The sequence below is a fragment of the Streptomyces sp. NRRL S-31 genome, from assembly GCF_000718775.1.
In the GTDB taxonomy this organism is placed as follows: domain Bacteria; phylum Actinomycetota; class Actinomycetes; order Streptomycetales; family Streptomycetaceae; genus Streptomyces.
Window position 1 is genome coordinate 1 of record NZ_JOCB01000091.1, and the last position, 17851, is coordinate 17851.

Annotated in this window: 18 protein-coding genes and 1 pseudogene; 11 read left to right on the plus strand and 8 right to left on the minus strand. The window is 74.6% G+C overall.

Translation table 11 applies throughout. The features are described 5' to 3' along the window. Positions 1-269: 269 nt before the first annotated feature. Positions 270-635 (minus strand): nuclear transport factor 2 family protein, encoded by a 366-nt coding sequence (locus IF37_RS0129580; RefSeq protein WP_030749189.1) that lies wholly within the window; start codon positions 633-635, stop codon positions 270-272. A 170-nt stretch (positions 636-805) separates the two neighbouring features. On the opposite strand from IF37_RS0129580, the gene IF37_RS0129585 reads away from it, so the two are divergent. The 8 genes from IF37_RS0129585 to IF37_RS0129620 all read left to right on the plus strand — a co-directional run bounded on the left by IF37_RS0129585 (position 806) and on the right by IF37_RS0129620 (position 8054). Beyond that, entirely contained in the window at positions 806-1105 is a 300-nt protein-coding gene (locus IF37_RS0129585) for a hypothetical protein (RefSeq protein WP_030749192.1), read from the plus strand. A gap of 212 nt (positions 1106-1317) precedes the next feature. After that, the gene (locus IF37_RS0129590; protein WP_030749195.1) at positions 1318-2406 is read left to right on the plus strand and encodes an S-(hydroxymethyl)mycothiol dehydrogenase; all 1089 of its coding nucleotides are present in this window, start codon (positions 1318-1320) and stop codon (positions 2404-2406) included. After that, positions 2406-3035: an MBL fold metallo-hydrolase gene (locus tag IF37_RS0129595; RefSeq protein ID WP_030749198.1), complete on the plus strand. Its 630-nt coding sequence runs from the start codon at positions 2406-2408 to the stop codon at positions 3033-3035. The genes IF37_RS0129590 and IF37_RS0129595 overlap by 1 nt, the downstream gene beginning before the upstream one ends. A 143-nt stretch (positions 3036-3178) precedes the next feature. After that, a complete protein-coding gene (locus IF37_RS0129600) occupies positions 3179-4093 on the plus strand; it encodes an SDR family oxidoreductase (RefSeq protein ID WP_030749200.1) in 915 nt (304 codons plus the stop codon). A 52-nt stretch (positions 4094-4145) separates the two neighbouring features. Then, positions 4146-4937: an SDR family NAD(P)-dependent oxidoreductase gene (locus tag IF37_RS0129605; protein WP_030749203.1), complete on the plus strand. Its 792-nt coding sequence runs from the start codon at positions 4146-4148 to the stop codon at positions 4935-4937. A gap of 526 nt (positions 4938-5463) precedes the next feature. Beyond that, positions 5464-6852, plus strand: coding sequence for a PLP-dependent aminotransferase family protein (locus tag IF37_RS0129610; protein WP_052845439.1), 1389 nt, complete (start codon positions 5464-5466; stop codon positions 6850-6852). 152 nt (positions 6853-7004) lie between these two features. Next, positions 7005-7700 carry a L,D-transpeptidase gene (locus IF37_RS0129615; protein WP_030749209.1) on the plus strand — a complete coding sequence of 232 codons (696 nt, stop codon included), beginning with the start codon at positions 7005-7007 and terminating at the stop codon, positions 7698-7700. Between the two features lie 168 nt (positions 7701-7868). After that, positions 7869-8054, plus strand: coding sequence for a hypothetical protein (locus IF37_RS0129620; protein WP_030749212.1), 186 nt, complete (start codon positions 7869-7871; stop codon positions 8052-8054). Between the two features lie 86 nt (positions 8055-8140). Here IF37_RS0129620 and IF37_RS0129625 read toward each other — a convergent pair whose 3' ends face one another. Next, a complete protein-coding gene (locus IF37_RS0129625; protein ID WP_030749214.1) occupies positions 8141-9520 on the minus strand; it encodes a S1 family peptidase in 1380 nt (459 codons plus the stop codon). Between the two features lie 124 nt (positions 9521-9644). After that, a complete protein-coding gene (locus IF37_RS0129630) occupies positions 9645-10475 on the minus strand; it encodes an SAM-dependent methyltransferase (protein WP_030749217.1) in 831 nt (276 codons plus the stop codon). A 208-nt stretch (positions 10476-10683) separates the two neighbouring features. On the opposite strand from IF37_RS0129630, the gene IF37_RS0129635 reads away from it, so the two are divergent. Beyond that, entirely contained in the window at positions 10684-11070 is a 387-nt protein-coding gene (locus IF37_RS0129635) for a PPOX class F420-dependent oxidoreductase (protein WP_030749225.1), read from the plus strand. A gap of 44 nt (positions 11071-11114) precedes the next feature. On the opposite strand, the pseudogene IF37_RS46055 reads toward IF37_RS0129635, so the two are convergent. The 3 genes and pseudogenes from IF37_RS46055 to IF37_RS0129645 all read right to left on the minus strand — a co-directional run. Beyond that, positions 11115-11327: pseudogene (locus tag IF37_RS46055) on the minus strand (hypothetical protein); the annotation flags it as partial. Positions 11328-11571: 244 nt separating this feature from the next. After that, positions 11572-11985: a Zn-ribbon domain-containing OB-fold protein gene (locus tag IF37_RS0129640; RefSeq protein ID WP_030749227.1), complete on the minus strand. Its 414-nt coding sequence runs from the start codon at positions 11983-11985 to the stop codon at positions 11572-11574. Between the two features lie 168 nt (positions 11986-12153). Beyond that, positions 12154-12894, minus strand: coding sequence for a TetR family transcriptional regulator (locus IF37_RS0129645; RefSeq protein WP_030749240.1), 741 nt, complete (start codon positions 12892-12894; stop codon positions 12154-12156). Between the two features lie 177 nt (positions 12895-13071). Between IF37_RS0129645 and IF37_RS0129650 the strand changes: the two genes are divergently transcribed. Then, positions 13072-13914, plus strand: coding sequence for a hypothetical protein (locus IF37_RS0129650; protein ID WP_030749243.1), 843 nt, complete (start codon positions 13072-13074; stop codon positions 13912-13914). A gap of 301 nt (positions 13915-14215) precedes the next feature. Further along, complete coding sequence (locus tag IF37_RS0129655) at positions 14216-14656, plus strand: flavin reductase family protein (protein WP_079165939.1); 441 nt, start codon at positions 14216-14218, stop codon at positions 14654-14656. 42 nt (positions 14657-14698) lie between these two features. Here the strand turns inward: IF37_RS0129655 and IF37_RS0129660 are convergent, their stop codons facing one another. Continuing rightward, positions 14699-17023, minus strand: coding sequence for a SpoIIE family protein phosphatase (locus tag IF37_RS0129660; RefSeq protein WP_253915887.1), 2325 nt, complete (start codon positions 17021-17023; stop codon positions 14699-14701). Positions 17024-17305: 282 nt separating this feature from the next. After that, complete coding sequence (locus IF37_RS0129665; RefSeq protein ID WP_030749252.1) at positions 17306-17686, minus strand: hypothetical protein; 381 nt, start codon at positions 17684-17686, stop codon at positions 17306-17308. Between the last annotated feature and the right edge of the window lie 165 nt (positions 17687-17851).

Here is a 17851-nt window from a genome sequence, read left to right on the forward strand (position 1 = left end):
GCCCCCCGCCCCCCCGGGGCCCGCCCCCGCCGCGTCCGCGACTGCCCCCGGCAAGGCCGCGGGCAGTCGCGGCGGGCGCGGGCGGGCCGCCCGCAGCATCACGCGCAGCAGTCCGGCAGCCGGCGCCCGCCGGGCTGCCGACACCGGCCCCGGCCGCCGCGGACGTGCCCGCACCAGCCCGGCCCGTGCGGAGAAGGACCAGGTCAACCGGGAGGTGATCGGAAGACGCGCGATCCGTCTGCCGGGCGCCTGCCCTACCGGGCCGGGTCCTACTCGTCCCAGGCCTGGATGATCAGCTGATCGGCGATCTTGCCGTCCCGCAGGGTGACCATCGACTCGGCCAGGACCCGGGTGCCGTCCCCGTACTCGCACGCCTCGCTGAAGGCGGCGTGGTCGCCCTGGATGACGCACTGCTCCAGCTTGTGCGTCATGTCGCGGCTGTAGACGTCGTCCAGCAACTCGGCGATCTGGATCCGGCCGCGCAGGACCGTGGGGTGACTCGGCTGGTTGTTGCGGTCGACGATGCGGATCTGCGCGTCGTCCGTGTAGAGCGACAGCAGGTTGTTGCCGGTGTTCCCCTCGATGCCCCGGCGCAGTGTCTCGGTGTCGAATGCGGACCCCGTCGCGGTACCCATGGTGACCTCCTTCAGGCACCCGCGGCCCGTCCGGGAGCGGGCCGTCGGGTCCCTCTGACGAGGCTCCTCCGCCCCGGCGGCCCCGGCAAGCGCAGCCGCCGGCTCCGCCTCACGGGTGAGCCCGCCCCGCCGCCCGTGTCCGGCCGGGGACCCCGGCCGTTGCTGAGGGCATGATCTCAACACGACGCATCGTCGCCGCCCTCGGCCTCGCCGCCGGCATCACCGGTCTCGCCGTGCCGACGGCGAGCGCGGCCGGCGCCCCGGACACCGGGCAGATCAGCCCCATGGCCGCACTGGACTCGCTCACCGCCGGCGACATCCCTGCGCCGTACCGGAAGAGCGTCCCGCGCGTCTCCGAGCAGACGCACGCCCTGAACCGGCTGAACGAGCTGAACCGGCTGGGCGAACTGTGGCAGGTGGCCGCCCCGGTGGCGCCCGTGACGGGCCTGCTGCCCGCCGTCCAGACCTGACCCGCGCCCGGACCCGAGGGCCGCCCCGTGCCGGGGCGGCCCTCACCGCTGTGCCGGACCCGGCCGCCGGGCGGCCCGCTCCGCGCGGGGACCGCGCGGGAGGCCGCCGGAGCGGTGCCGGAAAGATCCGCGGCCACCGCCGTGGCCGGTGCGGCCACCGATCGGACGCGCGTAGGGTCGGCGGCGAAGGTAGTCGAAGAAAGGACCAGACCATGGCGCAGGAAGTACGCGGCGTGATCGCACCGGGCAGGAACGAGGCCGTACGGGTCGAGACGATCGTGGTGCCGGACCCGGGCCCCGGCGAAGCCGTCGTACGCGTCCAGGCCTGCGGGGTCTGCCACACCGATCTCCACTACAAGCAGGGCGGCATCTCCGACGACTTCCCCTTCCTGCTCGGCCACGAGGCCGCCGGTGTCGTGGAGTCGGTCGGCGAGGGCGTCACCGACGTCGCCCCCGGTGACTTCGTCGTCCTCAACTGGCGCGCGGTGTGCGGCCAGTGCCGGGCCTGTCTGCGCGGCCGACCCTGGTACTGCTTCAACACCCACAACGCCCGGCAGAAGATGACGCTCGCCGCCACCGGCCGGGAACTCTCCCCGGCCCTCGGCATCGGCGCGTTCGCCGAGAAGACGCTGGTTGCGGCCGGCCAGTGCACCAAGGTCGACCCGGCCGTCTCCCCGGCGGTCGCCGGCCTCCTCGGCTGCGGCGTGATGGCCGGCATCGGAGCCGCGATCAACACCGGCAACGTCGGCCGGGGCGACTCGGTCGCCGTCATCGGCTGCGGCGGCGTCGGCGACGCGGCCATCGCCGGGTCGAACCTCGCCGGTGCGGCGAAGGTCATCGCGGTGGACATCGACGACCGCAAGCTGGAGAAGGCCCGCACCCTGGGCGCCACCCACACCGTCAACTCCAAGGACACCGACCCGGTCGAGGCGATCCGCGAGCTGACCGGCGGCTTCGGCGCCGACGTCGTCATCGAGGCCGTCGGCCGCCCCGAGACCTACCGCCAGGCCTTCTACGCCCGCGACCTCGCCGGCACCGTCGTCCTCGTCGGCGTCCCCACCCCCGAGATGAAGCTCGAACTGCCCCTGCTCGACGTCTTCGGCCGCGGCGGCGCCCTGAAGTCCTCCTGGTACGGCGACTGCCTGCCCAGCCGTGACTTCCCCATGCTGATCGACCTGCACCTCCAGGGCCGCCTGCCGCTCGACGCGTTCGTCACCGAGACCATCCGACTGGACGAGGTGGAGAAGGCGTTCGACCGGATGCACCAGGGCGACGTGCTGCGCTCGGTGGTGGTGTTCTGATGACCGTCCGCATCGAACGCCTCGTCACCTCCGGCCGGTTCACCCTGGACGGCGGCACCTGGGACGTGGAGAACAACGTGTGGATCGTCGGCGACGAGCGGGAGGTGATCGTCATCGACGCCGCCCACGACGCCGAGGCCATCGCCCGCGCCGTCGAGGGCCGGCGGCTCACCGCCATCGTCTGCACGCACGCCCACAACGACCACGTCAACGCCGCACCGGCCCTCGCCGACCTGACCGGCGCCCCCATCTGGCTGCACCCCGACGACCTGCCGCTGTGGAAGCAGACCCACCCCCACCGCGACCCCGACCGGCACCTCGTGGACGGCCAGGTCATCGAGGCGGCCGGCACCGACCTCACCGTCCTGCACACCCCCGGGCACGCCCCGGGCGCCGTCTGCCTGTACGACCCCGGGCTCGGCACGGTGTTCACCGGCGACACCCTCTTCCAGGGCGGGCCGGGCGCCACCGGACGCTCCTACTCGCACTTCCCGACGATCATCGACTCCATCCGCGACCGCCTCCTCACCCTGCCGCCGGACACCAAGGTCCTCACCGGCCACGGGGACGCCACGACCATCGGCGCCGAGGCACCCCATCTGGAGGAGTGGATCGCCCGCGGCTACTGAAAGGTGAGCGCCGGCACACCGTGCCGGCGCGGAATACCGACAGGAGATGTCCTGCTTCCCGGCGACAGTGGTGCACCTCGACACGTCGCACCACGCGGCGCGTCGCACCGTCACGGCACGTCGCACCACACCGGAGGCAGGACATGGCAGGACCGTCGGCAGGCAAGGTGGCGCTGGTCGCCGGGGCGACCCGGGGCGCCGGGCGGGGCATCGCCGTGGAACTCGGCGCGGCCGGCGCCACCGTCTACGTCACCGGCCGCACCACCCGCGCCCGCCGCTCCGAGTACGACCGCCCCGAGACCATCGAGGACACCGCCGACCTCGTCACCGCGGCCGGCGGCCGGGGCATCGCCGTGCCGGTCGACCACCTGGACCACGGTGCCGTACGGGACCTGGTGCGGCGGATCGCGGACGAGCAGGGCCGCCTCGACGTCCTCGTCAACGACATCTGGGGCGGGGAGAAGCTGTTCCAGTGGGACACCCCCGTCTGGGAGCACGACCTGGACAACGGGCTCCGGCTGCTCCGCCTCGCGGTGGAGACCCACGCCGTCACCAGCCACCACGCCCTGCCGCTCCTGCTGCGGCACCCCGGCGGCCTGGTCGTGGAAGTCACCGACGGCACCGCCGACTACAACCGCGACACCTACCGCGTGAACCTCTTCTACGACCTCGCCAAGATGTCCGTCCTGCGCATGGCCTTCGCCCTCGGCCATGAACTCGGGCCGCGCGGTGCCACGGCCGTGGCACTGACCCCCGGCTGGATGCGCTCGGAGATCATGCTCGACGCGTTCGGCGTCCGCGAGGACAACTGGCGCGACGCGCTGGCGGAGGTCCCGCACTTCGCCATCTCCGAGTCCCCGCGCTTCACCGGCCGCGCCGTCGCCGCCCTGGCCGCCGACCCGGACGTGGCCCGGTTCAACGGACTATCGCTCTCCAGCGGCGGCCTCGCCCGCGAGTACGGCTTCACCGACCTCGACGGCAGCCGGCCGGACGCCTGGCGGTACCTGACCGAGGTGCAGGACGCGGGCCGGCCGGCGGACGTCACCGGCTACCGGTGAAATCCCGTGCGGGACCGGTGAAAGGGCGCCCGCGGAGCCGTACCGTCGGCCCATGACCGACGCACACCGCTTCGCAGGACACGCAGTTCTCGTCACCGGCGCCGCCCGCGGTATCGGCGCCGCCGTCGCCCGGCGGCTCGCCGAGGAGGGCGGCCGGGTCCTGGTCACCGACCGGGACCTGCCCGAGGCCGAGCGGACCGCGGCCGCCCTGCGCCTGGACGGCCTGGCCGCCGAGGCGTTCGCCTGCGACGTGGCCGACCGCGCCGCCGTCGAGGCGGCGGTCGCCCGGGCCGTCGCCGCGTTCGGCGCGCTGGACGTGCTGGTGAACTGCGCCGCCCACTGCACCCCGGACGTCCCGCTCTTCGAGGACGACCCCGACGAGGCGTGGGCACGCGACCTGGACGTCACCCTCACCGGCGCCCACCGCTGCTACCGGGCCGCCCTGCCGCACCTCGCCGCCTCCGGACGCGGGGCGATCGTCGGCATCGGCTCGGTCAACGGGCTCCAGGACTACGGCAACCACGCCTACAGCGCCGCCAAGGCCGGCCTCGGCTCCCTCACCCGGACCCTCGCCGGACACGCGGCGGCCCGGGGCGTCCGCGTCAACCTGGTGGTGCCGGGCACGGTCCGCACCTCGGCGTGGGAGGGGCGGGAGGACGACCTCGACGCCGTGCGCGCCGTGTACCCGCTCGGCCGTGTCGGCGAACCGGAGGACATCGCCGCCGCGGTCGCCTTCCTCGCCTCGCGCGACGCCGCCTGGATCACCGGGACCGCCCTGGTGGTCGACGGCGGTCTCACCACCGTCAACACCGGCTTCCGCGCGGCCCTGCGGGGCCCCTCCTGACCGTCGCCCCGAGGCCACCGCCGATGCCCGCGGCACCCGTCCGGCGCCGGCGGTGGCCGCGGGGCGCGACCCGGACACCCCGCCGCACCCCGTCGGCGTCACGTACGCCGCCCCGGACGCGGCGACCGCCCGGCAGGACCCGCGATCCCCGGCGGGGCCCGCCCCGGCACTCGATCGACCGACGTCTCCGCGAGAACCGGGTGAGGGCCTGGTCCGGGTGCCGTGGCGCGGTCGCCGACAGCCGTCGGGCCTGGTCCACTCGGCGGCGAGTGGACCGGTGGAACCGGTCGGGCGAAGCCGGCGGCCGGTGCGCCCCGTCGCGGGCTGCCCGGCGGGTGGCGGGGCCGGGGCCGGGCACGGTGGTGGCCGTTGGGTCTGGCGCCTCCCGGGCGGCGCCGTCACGGGCGGGCCCGGGGCTGCTCGGGGAGCCGGGCGGGGGCGTGGTCCCGGGTCCCGACGGGCGGGCGGTGACGGCCGGCGCCGGTCCGGTCCACTCGGCGGCGAGTGGACCGGTGAAACTGGTCGGGTGGAGAGTGGATTCGTCGCCGCGCTCGGGGACTGGCGCAGCCGCCCCGGGCCCCTCGGCCGCGCCCTGGCCGCCGCGGTGCGGGAGGCCGTGGTGGACGGCCGGCTCCCGGCCGGCACCCGGCTGCCCCCGGAACGCGAACTGGCCCGCACCCTGCGCCTCAGCCGCGGCACGGTGGTCGCCGCGCTCAGCCTGCTGCGCGCCGACGGCTGGCTGAGCACCCGGCACGGCAGCGGCAGCGCCGTACGGCTGCCCGCCCGCCTCACCGAGCGCACCACCCCCTGGTCGCTGGACCGGGGTGGCGCCCCCGGTGCCCCGCTGGACCTCACCCTCGCGGTGACCGCCGCGCCCCACGACGCCTATCGCGCCGCCCTCGCCCGCGCCGTCGAACTCAGCGCGCCGCTGCTCGTGGACTCCGGTGCCGCCACCGCCGGTCTGCCCCGGCTGCGCGCGCTGCTCGCCGACCGGTACACCCGGGCCGGTCTCGCCACCCGTCCCGAGCAGATCCTCGTCACCGCCGGCGCCCGGGCCGCCCTCACCCTGCTCCTGGACCACCTGCACACCGACCGCACGGCACCCGTGCTGGTGGAGAACCCCGCCTACCCCGGCGCCCTCGCCCTGCTGCGCGCCCGCCGGACCCGCCTGCTGCCGGTACCCGTCTCGGCCGCGGACGGCTGGGACACCGCGCACCTCACCGCCGCCGTGCGCCGGCACCATCCCCGACTCGCCTACCTGGTCCCCGACTTCCACCATCCGACCGGTGCCGCCATGGACGGCGCCGCCCGCCGGACCGTGGCCGCCCTCGCCGACCGCCACGACCTGACCGTCCTCGCCGACGAGACCCTGCGCGAGCTGGACCTGAGAACACCGCCCGGTGCCGAGCCGCACCTCGCCGGGGCACGCGTGATCCAGATCGGCTCCGCGAGCAAGACCCTGTGGAGCGGCCTGCGGGTCGGCTGGATCCGGGGCACCGCGGACCTCGTACGACACCTGCTGCTCAGCCCGCTCCAGGCCCGGCTCGCGCCGCCGCCGCTGGAACAGCTCATCGCCGCCGAACTCCTCGGCGCGCCCTTTCCGGCGCTGCTCGCCGACCGCCGGGCCCGGCTGCGCGAGCAGCGCGACCACCTCGCCGCGCTGCTCGCCGGCACCGGCTGGACGTACACCGTCCCGGCGGGCGGGCTCTCCCTGTGGCTGCGCCTGGGCGACGGTGACCCGAGCGCCACGGAGTTCGCGGCCCGGGCCGCCGCCCGCGGTCTCGCGGTCACCCCGGGCCCGCACTTCGCCACCGACCGCGCCACCCTCGGCCGCCACCTGCGCCTGCCGTTCACGGCGACGGCCGGCACCCTGACCCGGGCGGTGGAGCTGCTGAGGGAGTGCGGTACGGTCTGAACTTCACCGTTTCGTCACAGCCTGACCGGAACCACAACCATGCCCTCGCCGGCCAGGTCTACCAGTCCGAGACCGCGGGAACCGCGCTGGGAGGACCCCGGGCGCGAAGGCCCGGGCGAACGACCGGAATCGGACAACAGGAAGAGGCCACCATGGGGGGCATACGCAGACGAGGCGCGGTCACGCTGGGTGTCACGGGACTGGTGGCGCCGCTCGCGCTCGCCTTCACCGCGACACCGGCTCAGGCCGCGAGCTGCACCACGACGACGGGACCGCACCAGAAGCAGGTGGAGAAGTTCCTGGGCCGGCCGGTCGACGGCAGGCAGTCCGCCGCCGACTGCAAGGCGATCCAGGCGTTCCAGACCAAGCACGGCATCACGCCCGACATCGGCTACGCCGGTTCCGTGACGTGGGGCGTGATGGACCTGATGAACAAGCAGAAGGCCGTCGGCAGCAAGCCGAACAAGGACGGCAAGTGCCCGGTGAACAAGGGCCGGATCGCCTGTGTGAACCTCTCGCTCCAGCTCAGCTGGATCCAGGACGGCAGCCGGCTGGTCTACGGCCCCGTGCCGGTGCGCACCGGACGCGACGGCTTCGAGACCCGCACCGGCCTGAAGAAGGTCTACTGGCGGGACATCGACCACGTCTCGAACCTCTACGACGTGTCGATGCCCTACAGCCAGTTCTTCGACGGCGGCCAGGCCTTCCACTCGGTGGGCCTGAGCATGTGGAACCCGCCGGGTTCGCACGGCTGCGTCAACATGACCACGAAGGACGCCAAGAAGTACTGGTCGCTGCTGAGGAACGGCGACGACGTCTTCGTGTACGGCCGCAAGCCCGGCACCTGAGCCGTGGCGGGGCCCCGCCAGGACTCGGGGTGTCCCCGAGTCCTGGGTCACCGGCCGAACGGGCACTGAACACCCGCTTCCGGTTGACACATTGACGTGATGAGTAACACGGTCCGAAATGCCCGTATTGCGAATACTTAATCACAGCGCCTTCACCTCCGGCGGCATATGCTTCACACCATGTCCACCACTGTTGAAACCGCCTCCGAGCGATCGGCCGCGGAGGTCAACGAGGAGATCCGGGCCCTGTGGCGCCGGTCGGGCGGGACACTGACCACCGAGCAGCGCGCGGAGTACCAGCGCCTCGTGATGGAGTGGGCCGCCGCGGCCCCGCGGTCGCACCGGGCGGCCTGAGCGACCCCGCGCGCACCGCGCCGTACCACCGAGGGCACCCGTGAGCGCACGGGTGCCCTTCTCGTCGGACCCCGGGCGTCTCCCCCTCAGCCCCAGGTCGCCGAGTAGTGCCGCCGGTACGCCGTGCGGTCCCGCTCGGCCCGGATGTACCGGGTCGCGACCAGCGCGAGCAGACTGCCCGCGACGACCAGCAGGCCGGGCCCCACCGTGCGGGTGTCCGTCAGCCGCGCGAGCAAAGTGCCACCCCGCGCCCCCGTGACCGGTGCCGAGGAGCCCGGGGAGGCCGCGCCGGGCGCACTCGCGCCGGAGGCCCCGGCCGACGGCGCGGGGGAGGAGGAACCGCCCCCGGGGTCGCCCGCGTTCCGCGCCGGGGCGGCCAGTCGCACACCGAGCGCCGACAGCGCCCTGGTCACCGGCTCGAAGAACGTCGTGCCGCCGGTCGCGCAGTCGCCACTGCCGCCCGAGGTCACACCGAGCGCTACGCCCTCGGAGAACAGGGGACCGCCGCTGTCGCCCGGCTCCGCGCACACCGTGGTCTCGACGAGCCCGGTGACCGTCCCCTCCGGGTAGTTGACGGTCGCGTCCAGCGCGGTGACCCGGCCTTCGTGCAGCCCGCTGGTGCTGCCGCTGCGGAACACCCGCTGCCCGACCGCCGGATCGGCGGCCCCGTTGATCCGCACCCCCTTGCCGCCGCCCACCGCCACGATGTCGGCGCCCGCCCCCGCCGTGCCGCCGGCGTACCGCACGAGCGAGAAGTCGTCGCCGGGGAAGGCGCTGTCGACCGTGGTGCCGAGCCGCCGCCCGCCCTGCCCATCCGCGAACCAGACCGACCCGGCGGGCCCGCAGTGGCCGGCCGTGAGGATGAAGTCGGAGCGCCCGTCGGTGACGTTGAACCCCGCCGAGCAGCGCCCGCCGGCCGACCCGATCGACAGGGCGCCGTTCAGCCGGGTGGTGAACGTGCCCCTCATCCGCTCCATGCGCACGACACCGCCGCTCCGCTCGGCGACCCCGGTCAGCCGGGACCAGTCACCGGCGGACAGCGTGCGGTCCGCCCGCACCACGACCCGGTTGGCCCGGTAGTCCACCGCCCACGCCGTGCCGGGCACCCGCGGCGCCGCACGCAGCGCCGCCGTCGCCGACCGCAGCTCGTTCATGCTGTGCGCGACGGGCCTCGCCTCGGCACCGGCCCGCCGCACCTCCCGCGCCGCCGCGCCGTCGGTGACCGCCACCACCGCACGCCCGTCCGCGCCGATCCAGTCGCCCGCCGTACGGGCGGTGCCGAGCCGCGCCACCAGCGCGGCGCCGGTGCTCCCGGTGCCACCGGCGGAACCGGGCGCCGCGGCGGAGACCGGCGGGGTACCGCTCGCCATGGCCGCCTGGGTGACCATGGCGCCTCCCAGGAGGAGTCCGCCGATCGCCGCCAGCCGTGTCACTCGCCGGACGACCCGTCGTCGTGCGTGCCGCATGCCTGGCTCCCGAAGCCGAACCCGAACGCGCGACACCCCGATCGGCACCGCGGGGCACCGGATCACCGGGGGGCCCGTCCCTCCATACGGCGCCCGGGACGGCGGTGTTCAGCCGCGGCCCGGCTCAGCCCTTGCGGGCCACCCCGCCGAACATGGCGACCTCCTCCGGCTCGGCCCCGTGGTCGTGTTCCGGCCGCCAGCGCGAGCAGGACACCACACCCGGTTCCAGCAGCTCCAGACCGTCGAAGAACCGGACCACGTCCGCGGGCGTGCGCTGCGTCAGCCTCGGCGTGCCGTGCTCGTTCCAGAACTTCACCGCCTCGTCCACGTCCGGCATCGTCGGGCTGGTGACGGTGTGCGACAGCACCAGGTGGCTGCCGGACGGCAGCCGGTCCGTCAACTGCCGCACCAGGCCGTACGGGTCCTCGTCGTCGCCGACGAAGATGACCACGCCGAGCAGTATCAGGGCCACCGGCTCGCTGAAGTCCAGTGTCCGCGCGGCGTGTTCCAGGATGGCGTCGACGTTGCGCAGATCCTCGTCCAGGTAGTCGGTACGGCCCTCGGGCGTGCTGGTCAGCAGGGCGCGCGCGTGTGCCAGGACGAGCGGGTCGTTGTCGACGTACACGATCCGGGACTCCGGCGCGATCCGCTGCGCCACCTCGTGCGTGTTGTCGGCCGTGGGCAGACCGGTGCCGATGTCCAGGAACTGCCGGATGCCCGCCTCCTCGACCAGGTGGCGCACCGCGCGGCCGAGGAAGAGCCGGTCGGCGCGGGCGTACTCCCCGATGCCCGGGTGCAGTTGGCGGATCCGGTCGCCGGCCGCGCGGTCGACCTCGTAGTTGTCCTTGCCGCCGAGCCAGTAGTTCCAGATCCGGGCGGTGTGCGGCCGGCCGGTGTCGATGCGGGCGCGCAGCGACACGGCCACGTCGTTGGTGGCTGCCGGGTTGTCGGTCACGGGGGTCAGCTCCTGGTGCCTGTGGGTGCCTGTGGGTGCCTGGGGGGTGCCTGACGGGATGTCCGGCGGGGTGTCCGACGGGAAGGACACCGTGCACGACGCAATCTAGACGCCCGAGTTGATCCGTGCGGCCCACCTGGCGATTTCCGGTTCCACCCCCCGGTGCCGCCCCTCCCCGGCCCGCCGGCCGCCTCCTAGACTTGCGGACATGGACGACACGCGGCTCGACCGGCTCGGCTCCGGCAAGTACCTGCTGGTGACCAGCTACCGCAAGAACGGCACCCCGGTCGCCACCCCGGTGTGGGTGGTCCGCGACGGCGCCGCCCTCGGCGTGTGGACCGTCGCCGACAGCTGGAAGGTCAAGCGGATCCGGCGCCGCCCCGACGTCCTCGTCGGCCCCTGTGACGTGCGCGGCAACCCCACCGGCGACCAGCGGCCCGGCACCGCCGAGATCGTCGACCGGGCCACCACCGCCCGCTACCGCCGGCTGATCGCCCGCAAGTACGGCCTGCTCGGCCGCCTCACCCTGCTGGGCAGCCGGCTCCGGCGCGGCCCGGACGGCACGGTCGGCATCCGGGTGACCCTCGGGGAGTGAGGGCCACCCGGACGCGGTGGCTCACGGCGCGTCCGGCACCGACCCCGGGCCGGGGTGCCGGCGCGGGTCCGGCGCAGCGCGACGGCGTGCCGGCCGGACTCGCGGTCGGTCTCCCAGCGCGCGAAGTGCGGCGAGGAGCCCATGGCGTTCCGGCCCAGGCAGGTCCTGGCCGGGTCGGGGTCCACGGCGGCGCGGAGCGTGCCGCCGGTCACCGACACCCCGCCGTCCGGCAGGAAGCCGCCGCGGCGGCGGCCACCCGTATGGGCCGGGCACGGACCACTGTTCCGCCTCGGACTCCGCCTCGGACGACCGGGCGTCCCGGGCGTCCCTCGCTCCCGAAGGACGGGGAGCGCGGGCTGTGGGTTGCCCGTGCGGAGGAAGTGGTGGATCACCGCGCGGACACCGCCCGGCCGGGTGGCCGGACCAACGGCGGCCGGCGGACGCCCCGTTCGGCGGCGTGGTGCCCGTAGGCGCGACCGGTCCGGTGTCCGGGGGCGGTGGTCAGCTCCAGGCCCGGTACGGCTCCTCCAGGAGCTGGAAGACCGGTTCCCCGCGCACCGGGTCCTTGGCGGTGGACAGCTGCACCCGGTCGCCGCTGTGGATCCCGATCGGCGGGCCCATGACCCGGCCGCGGACGACGAACCCCTCGGCCAGCTCTATCAGCGACACATTGCGCGCCGCGGGTGTGTTGCGGTGCACCACGGTGGAGTGCCGGACCGTGCCGACGCCCTCGCTGCGTTCCGTGCGCAGCTCGCTGCCCTGGCACACCGGACAGAGCAGCCGGTGGTACATCGCGGTGCCGCACCAGGTGCAGCGCTGGAAGTGGATGGCGTCCTGGGAGTCCGCGGCGGGTTCGAGCACACCCGTCACGGAACCGGCCGCCGGCCGCGAGGTGCTTGCTGAGTGGTGGTACACGCTGGTCAACTCCCTGCGCTGGGCCGGAATCCGGCGTGCGCGGGGCGGGCCGCGCACACGTGTGCCCGGTCGCGGTGCCACCGTGCACGCCGACAGGGTATGGCACTCAGTGTCACGCGTAAAGGCACTGCGTACCCCTAACTTCGCGCCACCGCATAGGGGGGTCGGTCAGGGGCGGTCGAGCACCGTCTCCAGTTCCCGCACCATCCGCCACAGCGGGGCGTCCCGCCGGCAGACCAGCACCACCACGTCGTCGGCCCGCTCCCCGCCGGTGCCGGGCGGGCCGGTCCAGACGGGCGCCGCGGGGGCGTCCGCCGGCCGCGCGTACGTCCGTTGCACGTATCCCAGCGCGTGGTCCACGGCCGCGCCCGCGTCGCCCTCGCCGTCCGACCGCAGCCAGGAGCGCAGCGCGTTGTTGTGCGCGGCTACCACGGCCGCCGCGATCACGTCGGCGCGCAGCGTCCCGTCGGGCCGTCCCGCGAACCGTCCGCGCAGGTACTCGGCCAGCGCCCGCTCGTAACGCCACACCACCGACAGCTCGTAGGCGCGCAGCCCCGGCACCCGGCGGGTCAGGCGGTAACGCTGCACGGAGAAGGCCGGGTTCTCGGTGTACATCCGCAGCACCAGCCGGGCCGCGTCGCACACCCGCCGCACCGGCTCGTGCTCCGGGCCGCCCGCCGCGAGGAAGGCGGTCATGTCGGCCAGGCAGCCCTCGTGGTCGGGGAAGACCACGTCCTCCTTGGAGGGGAAGTACCGGAAGAACGAGCGCCGGCCGACCCCGGCCAGGGCCACGATGTCGTCCACGGTGGTCTGCTCGTACCCGCGTTCCAGGAAGAGCCGGAAGGCCGCCGTCACCAGGGCGTCCCTGATCGGCGGTCTCGTGGCCGGCACCACGCTGCTGGAGCTCATGGACGGGAACGTAGCACCCGGACCGGTTTGCTGACACTCAGTGCAGTGTGAGTCCCCTTCCGGGGGAACTGAGTGCTGCTGAGGCTCCCGCGTGCGATAGGTTTCGGCCATCCGTCCCGATCATTCGACGGCACGGTCCCGGCGCGGATCGTGTGCGCACCCACCCGGAGGAGCCCGATGTCCGCCGCCCGCCCCCGTCTGCTCTACGTCACCGACCTGGCGTACCAGGCCGGCGGGCGCCGCTACTGCGACGAGGACATCCGCCTGACCTCCCGGCTGCGCTCCCACTTCGACCTGGCCCTGTGCCACCCGCGCGACGCGGCGGCCCTGATGGACGGCTTCGACGCCGTCGTCGTCCGCAACAGCGGGCCCGTCCTCGGCTACCGGCGGGAGTACGACGCCTTCCGCGCCCGCGCGCTCGCCACCAAGGCCCGCGTGTACAACCCGCTCACCGGCAAGGCCGACATGGCCGGCAAGCAGTACCTGCTCGACCTCACCGCCGCCGGCTTCCCCGTGATACCGACCGTCGACCGCGCCGAGGACCTCCACCTGCTGCCGTCCGCCGCGCGCTACGTGGTCAAGCCGAAGCTCGGCGCGGACTCCCTCGGCCTGCGCGTCGTCCCCGCCGGCCGGCTCGACGGGCTCACCACCGGCGACCTCCTCATCCAGCCCCGCGTCGACTTCGCCTACGAGGTGTCCTTCTACTTCGTCGACGACGACTTCCAGTACGCCCTGTACGCCCCCGACCCCCGTCACCGCTGGGAACTGCGGCCCTACGCGGCCACCGCCGCCGACCTGGAGTTCGCCCGTCGGTTCGTCGACTGGAACGGCCTCGGCCACGGCATCCAGCGCGTCGACGCCTGCCGCGCCCCCGACGGCGGTCTGCTGCTGGTCGAGCTGGAGGACCTCAACCCCTACCTCTCCCTGGACGCGCTGCCGGAGGAGGCCCGGGACGCCTTCGTCGCCGCGTTCACCGCGTCCCTGAGCCGGTTCGCGCGCCGGACACCCGGCCCAGCCTGACCGTCACCCCCTGCTGCGCGTTCGTCACCAGCGGAGCGTGTCGGTTGCCCGGCCGGGACGATTCACGACGGGCGGACAGGGCACACCGGAACTGGACGACACACGCGCACCGCACCGGCAGGCACCGGCCGGGGGCGGGCGGCGGACGGGAGGGGACCGAGTGACGGACGAGGACGGCCCGTGGAACGCGGACGGCAGGGCGGACGGCGACCGGCGGGCCGGCACGGCGGTCGCGGTGGACGGGGCGAACGCGGTGGACGAAGTGGACGCGGACGGCTTCTTCGACCGGCTGGACCCGGACATGTGCGTGGTCACCGCCGTGGCGGGCGGCGAGCGGGCCGGCTGCCTGGTCGGCTTCGCCTCGCAGTGCTCCATGCGGCCGCCCCGGTTCGTGGTCTGGCTGTCCAAGGCCAACCGCACCTACCGGGTCGCCCGGGCCGCGCGGTACCTCGCCGTCCACCTGGTCACCCCGGACCGGCGGGACCTCGCGAAACTCTTCGGTGGCGAGACCGGCGACGATGCCGACAAGTTCGCGCGGACCGGCTGGCGGGAGGGGCCCGCCGGCACCGCCCTGCTGGACGGCGCGGCGGCCTGGTTCGTCGGCGCCGTCCTGCACCGCGTCGACGGCGGCGACCACGTCGGTCATGTGCTCGCCCCGGTCGGGTGGGGCGAGGGGCGGCCCGGCCGGCTGCTGCGCCTCTCCGACGCCGTCGACATCGAGGCGGGCCACCCCGTGGACTGAGCCCGACCCCCGCACGCGCACCCCGGAGGGCCGGCCCTGGCCCTAACCGTTCGCTTCCCGCCCGGCGTCCGTCGCGTCCTCCGGCGGCATCCGGATGTCCAGCACGCACACGTCGTCCCGGCGCTCGTCCGCGAGCATCGTCGCGAGCACGGCGTCCAGCGAACCGGAGTCGCCGGCGCCATGGCCGCGCACCGCCTCGGCCAGCCGGGCGAAGCCCGCGTCGAGACCCTCGCCCGGGCGCTCCACCAGACCGTCCGTGTAGAGCAGCAGCCGGTCGCCGGGTTCCAGCCGCAGCTCCAGCGCCTCGTAGACGGGGGCGCCCGTCGCGCCGAGCAGCATGCCGAGGGGACGGTCGAGGAAGCGCGCCTCGCCCCGGCGCACCAGCAGCGGCGGCGGGTGCCCGGCCTGCGCCCAGGCCAGGACGCGCCGGGCGGGGTCGTAGCGGGCCAGGACCATGGTGGCGGTGATCAGGCCGTCCCGGGAGTGCAGCAGCAGCTGGTTCAGCCGCGCCAGCGCCCCGGTCAGCGAGGAACCGGTGCTGACCATGCCCTTCGCGGTGAACCGGAGCTGGGCCATCGTGGCCACGGCGTCGATGCCGTGCCCCGCCACGTCGCCGACCACGAACAGCGCGTCGCAGTCGGGCAGTTCGATGGCGCTGAACCAGTCGCCGCCGACGTGGATGCCGGCCTGCGCGGGCAGGTAGGCGACCTCGATGCGCAGCCCGGCCAGCTGCCGGGGCTTGTCCGGCAGCGGCAGCAGGGCGTGCTGCAACCGGGCGGCCAGGGCCCGCTCCGCCTGGAGGATGCCGCGCTGGAGCAGCATCGCCCGCTCGCTCTCCACCAGCGCCAGCTCGGCGCTGCGCTGCGCGGTGAGGTCCTGGACGAACCCGTGCACCTCGACCGGGGTGCCGTCGGAGGCCATGACCGCCTCCGCGACCATCCGCAGATGCCGGACACCCCCGGACGTCTCGGTCCGGAACGGCACGTCGAAGGCGCGCCCGTGCGAGAGGAGTTCGGCGATCGCGTGGGCGAGCGGACCCTTGTCCTCCGGCAGGGCCAGGTCGGGCAGCCGCTCCAGCCGGACCGGCCGCTCCCGGAGGTGCCGGCCGAGCACGGCGTACGTCTGCGCGGACCAGGAGATCTCCTGGGTGATCAGGTTCCAGTTGGCCCAGCCGAGGTTGCCGAGCCGCTGCACGTCGGCCAGGCGCTGCTCCTGGCGCTCCACCGGGTCGTGGCGCAGCCAGGAGACGACCAGGCCCTCGCCCAGCCGGGCCGCCCGCACCGTGTAGGTGACGGTCACGGGCACCTCGCCGATCACGTCCTGGTAGGCGAACGGCTCGCCCTCGAACGGCTCCCCGGTCTCCAGCGCCCTCAGGTAGCCCTGCCACAGCGGTTCGCCCGCGACCGACGGGTAGCTCTCCAGGACGTGCTTGCCGACCATGTCCCGGCCGGTCCGGCCGAACACGTCGACCGCCTCCGGGGTGGCGGCGACGATGCGGTAGTCCTCCACCTCGCCGGTGGCGGCACGCAGCGGGGACAGCATGATCACCGCGCCCGGCAGCGCGTCGAACACCGCCTGCGCGGTCTGCGGGAGACCGCCGGCCGTGCCGGTGTGCGGGGCGTCGAAGGCCCACAGCCGGCCCGCGCACAGCCGGGCCACGGCCCGCAGCAGCTCCCGCTCCAGCGGTGTGAAGCGCTCACCGGACCGGCGCAGCACCCCGAGGGCGACGTGCGCGGCGTCACCGGCCGGCACCGGCAGCCAGGCCCGGGTGGGCCACCGGTCCGGAGGGGTCCCGATGAGCACGTAGCGCGCGTGGTCCTCGTCGGGGCACTCCAGCCAGCGCGGCTCCCCGTCCTGGAGGGTCTCCAGCGCGGGCACGCCGGTCACCGGCGGGATCTGGCGCCACTGGGCGGCGAGGGTCGGGTCGACGCCGGCGTACCCGATCAGTCCGAGTCCGCCCTCGGGCAGCCGCTCGTACAGCAGCACCGCGTCGGCGTCCACCTCGTGCGCCAGGTGGTCGAGCAGGCAGTCGGCCAGTTCGTGTGGCGAGCCGACCCCGACCAGGTCGCGGCCGAGGCGTCCCAGCAGGTCCCCGAGGTCGCGGGGGCCGGCGGGCACGCTCGCCCAGGAGGCGGCGGCGGAGGGCGCGCCGGGCGGCGGTGCCGCCTGGGGGGCGGGGTGTTCCCTGGGGGGCAGCGCGCCCAGGGTGAGCCAGCACTGTTCGAGGAGGGTGCGGTTGCCGTCCTTGGCGCGCTGGAGCAGCTCCTGGTGCGCGGAGTCCGGGGTGCAGCCGGTGACGGCCATCAGTACGCCCTTGGCCCGTTCCAGGACCGCCGAGGTCGCCGTCAGGTCCCGCAGCCGTTCCATCTCGGCGCGCTGCCGGGCCACGACCTTGGCCAGCGCCGCCAGCTCGGCGCTGGTGTCCCGGTCGACCGGGGGCAGGGGCTCGCTCGTCACGCGACGAGCATTGCACACCTCGGCCCGCTCGATCACTCGTCTGCCGGGTACCGAGCGCCCCTGCCCCGGTACGGGCGCGTCAGGCGCGGACAAGGGGCCGGGCGGGAAGGGACCGGCCGGTTCCGGGGCGGCGGCGCGCACGGCGGCGGGGCCGGCCGGGGGATACGGGACCGGGGGCGGCGGGCGGTGGGGTCAACGGACGCCGCCGCGGCCGGCCAGGGCCTCGCTGACCGCGCGGACGCTGCGCGCGATGTGCTGCAACTGGAGGACCTCGGCCGCGTACAGCTTGATCGTGTGTTCGATCACAGATTCGGGCAGTCCGAGCACCGGCAGTTCCGCCCGCGCCGTCTGGAGGGCGGTCCGGGCCACCCGCACCTCCTGCTGCACCTGGAGCTGAGCGTGCCGGGCGAGCAGGACGGGGTGCCGGATGAGCGCCGGATAGCTGGCGTACCGCGCGGGGATCAGCTCGCGCAGCCACTTGGCCGCCGAGCGCTCCCAGTCGTAGCTGCCCGGCGTCTTGACCTGACAGGGCCAGTCGGGGCTGATGCGCGTGCTGGTCAAGGGCATGATCATCGCTTCCGGTGGGCGGCGTCGTAAGGGCGGTCGACGGGTTCGGAGGCGGTCCCGGCCGCGCCCGAGCAGTATTTATATATACCGATCGCTTTTCAAGGAGTATGAAAACATTCAGTAGGGATATGTGGGGAATGATCCCTGTTCAGGGGGGTGGGTGACCGCAAG

Coding starts and splice junctions, on each gene's coding strand:
- IF37_RS0129655 (WP_079165939.1), top strand. CDS start 14,216: ATGTGCGTGGTCACCGCCGTGGCGGGCGGCGAGCGGGCCGGCTGCCTG.
- IF37_RS0129595 (WP_030749198.1), top strand. CDS start 2,406: ATGACCGTCCGCATCGAACGCCTCGTCACCTCCGGCCGGTTCACCCTG.
- IF37_RS0129650 (WP_030749243.1), top strand. CDS start 13,072: ATGTCCGCCGCCCGCCCCCGTCTGCTCTACGTCACCGACCTGGCGTAC.
- IF37_RS0129590 (WP_030749195.1), top strand. CDS start 1,318: ATGGCGCAGGAAGTACGCGGCGTGATCGCACCGGGCAGGAACGAGGCC.
- IF37_RS0129580 (WP_030749189.1), bottom strand. CDS start 635: ATGGGTACCGCGACGGGGTCCGCATTCGACACCGAGACACTGCGCCGG.
- IF37_RS0129660 (WP_253915887.1), bottom strand. CDS start 17,023: ATGGAACGGCTGCGGGACCTGACGGCGACCTCGGCGGTCCTGGAACGG.
- IF37_RS0129665 (WP_030749252.1), bottom strand. CDS start 17,686: ATGATCATGCCCTTGACCAGCACGCGCATCAGCCCCGACTGGCCCTGT.
- IF37_RS0129635 (WP_030749225.1), top strand. CDS start 10,684: ATGGACGACACGCGGCTCGACCGGCTCGGCTCCGGCAAGTACCTGCTG.
- IF37_RS0129645 (WP_030749240.1), bottom strand. CDS start 12,894: ATGAGCTCCAGCAGCGTGGTGCCGGCCACGAGACCGCCGATCAGGGAC.
- IF37_RS0129620 (WP_030749212.1), top strand. CDS start 7,869: ATGCTTCACACCATGTCCACCACTGTTGAAACCGCCTCCGAGCGATCG.
- IF37_RS0129625 (WP_030749214.1), bottom strand. CDS start 9,520: ATGCGGCACGCACGACGACGGGTCGTCCGGCGAGTGACACGGCTGGCG.
- IF37_RS0129600 (WP_030749200.1), top strand. CDS start 3,179: ATGGCAGGACCGTCGGCAGGCAAGGTGGCGCTGGTCGCCGGGGCGACC.
- IF37_RS0129615 (WP_030749209.1), top strand. CDS start 7,005: ATGGGGGGCATACGCAGACGAGGCGCGGTCACGCTGGGTGTCACGGGA.
- IF37_RS0129605 (WP_030749203.1), top strand. CDS start 4,146: ATGACCGACGCACACCGCTTCGCAGGACACGCAGTTCTCGTCACCGGC.
- IF37_RS0129585 (WP_030749192.1), top strand. CDS start 806: ATGATCTCAACACGACGCATCGTCGCCGCCCTCGGCCTCGCCGCCGGC.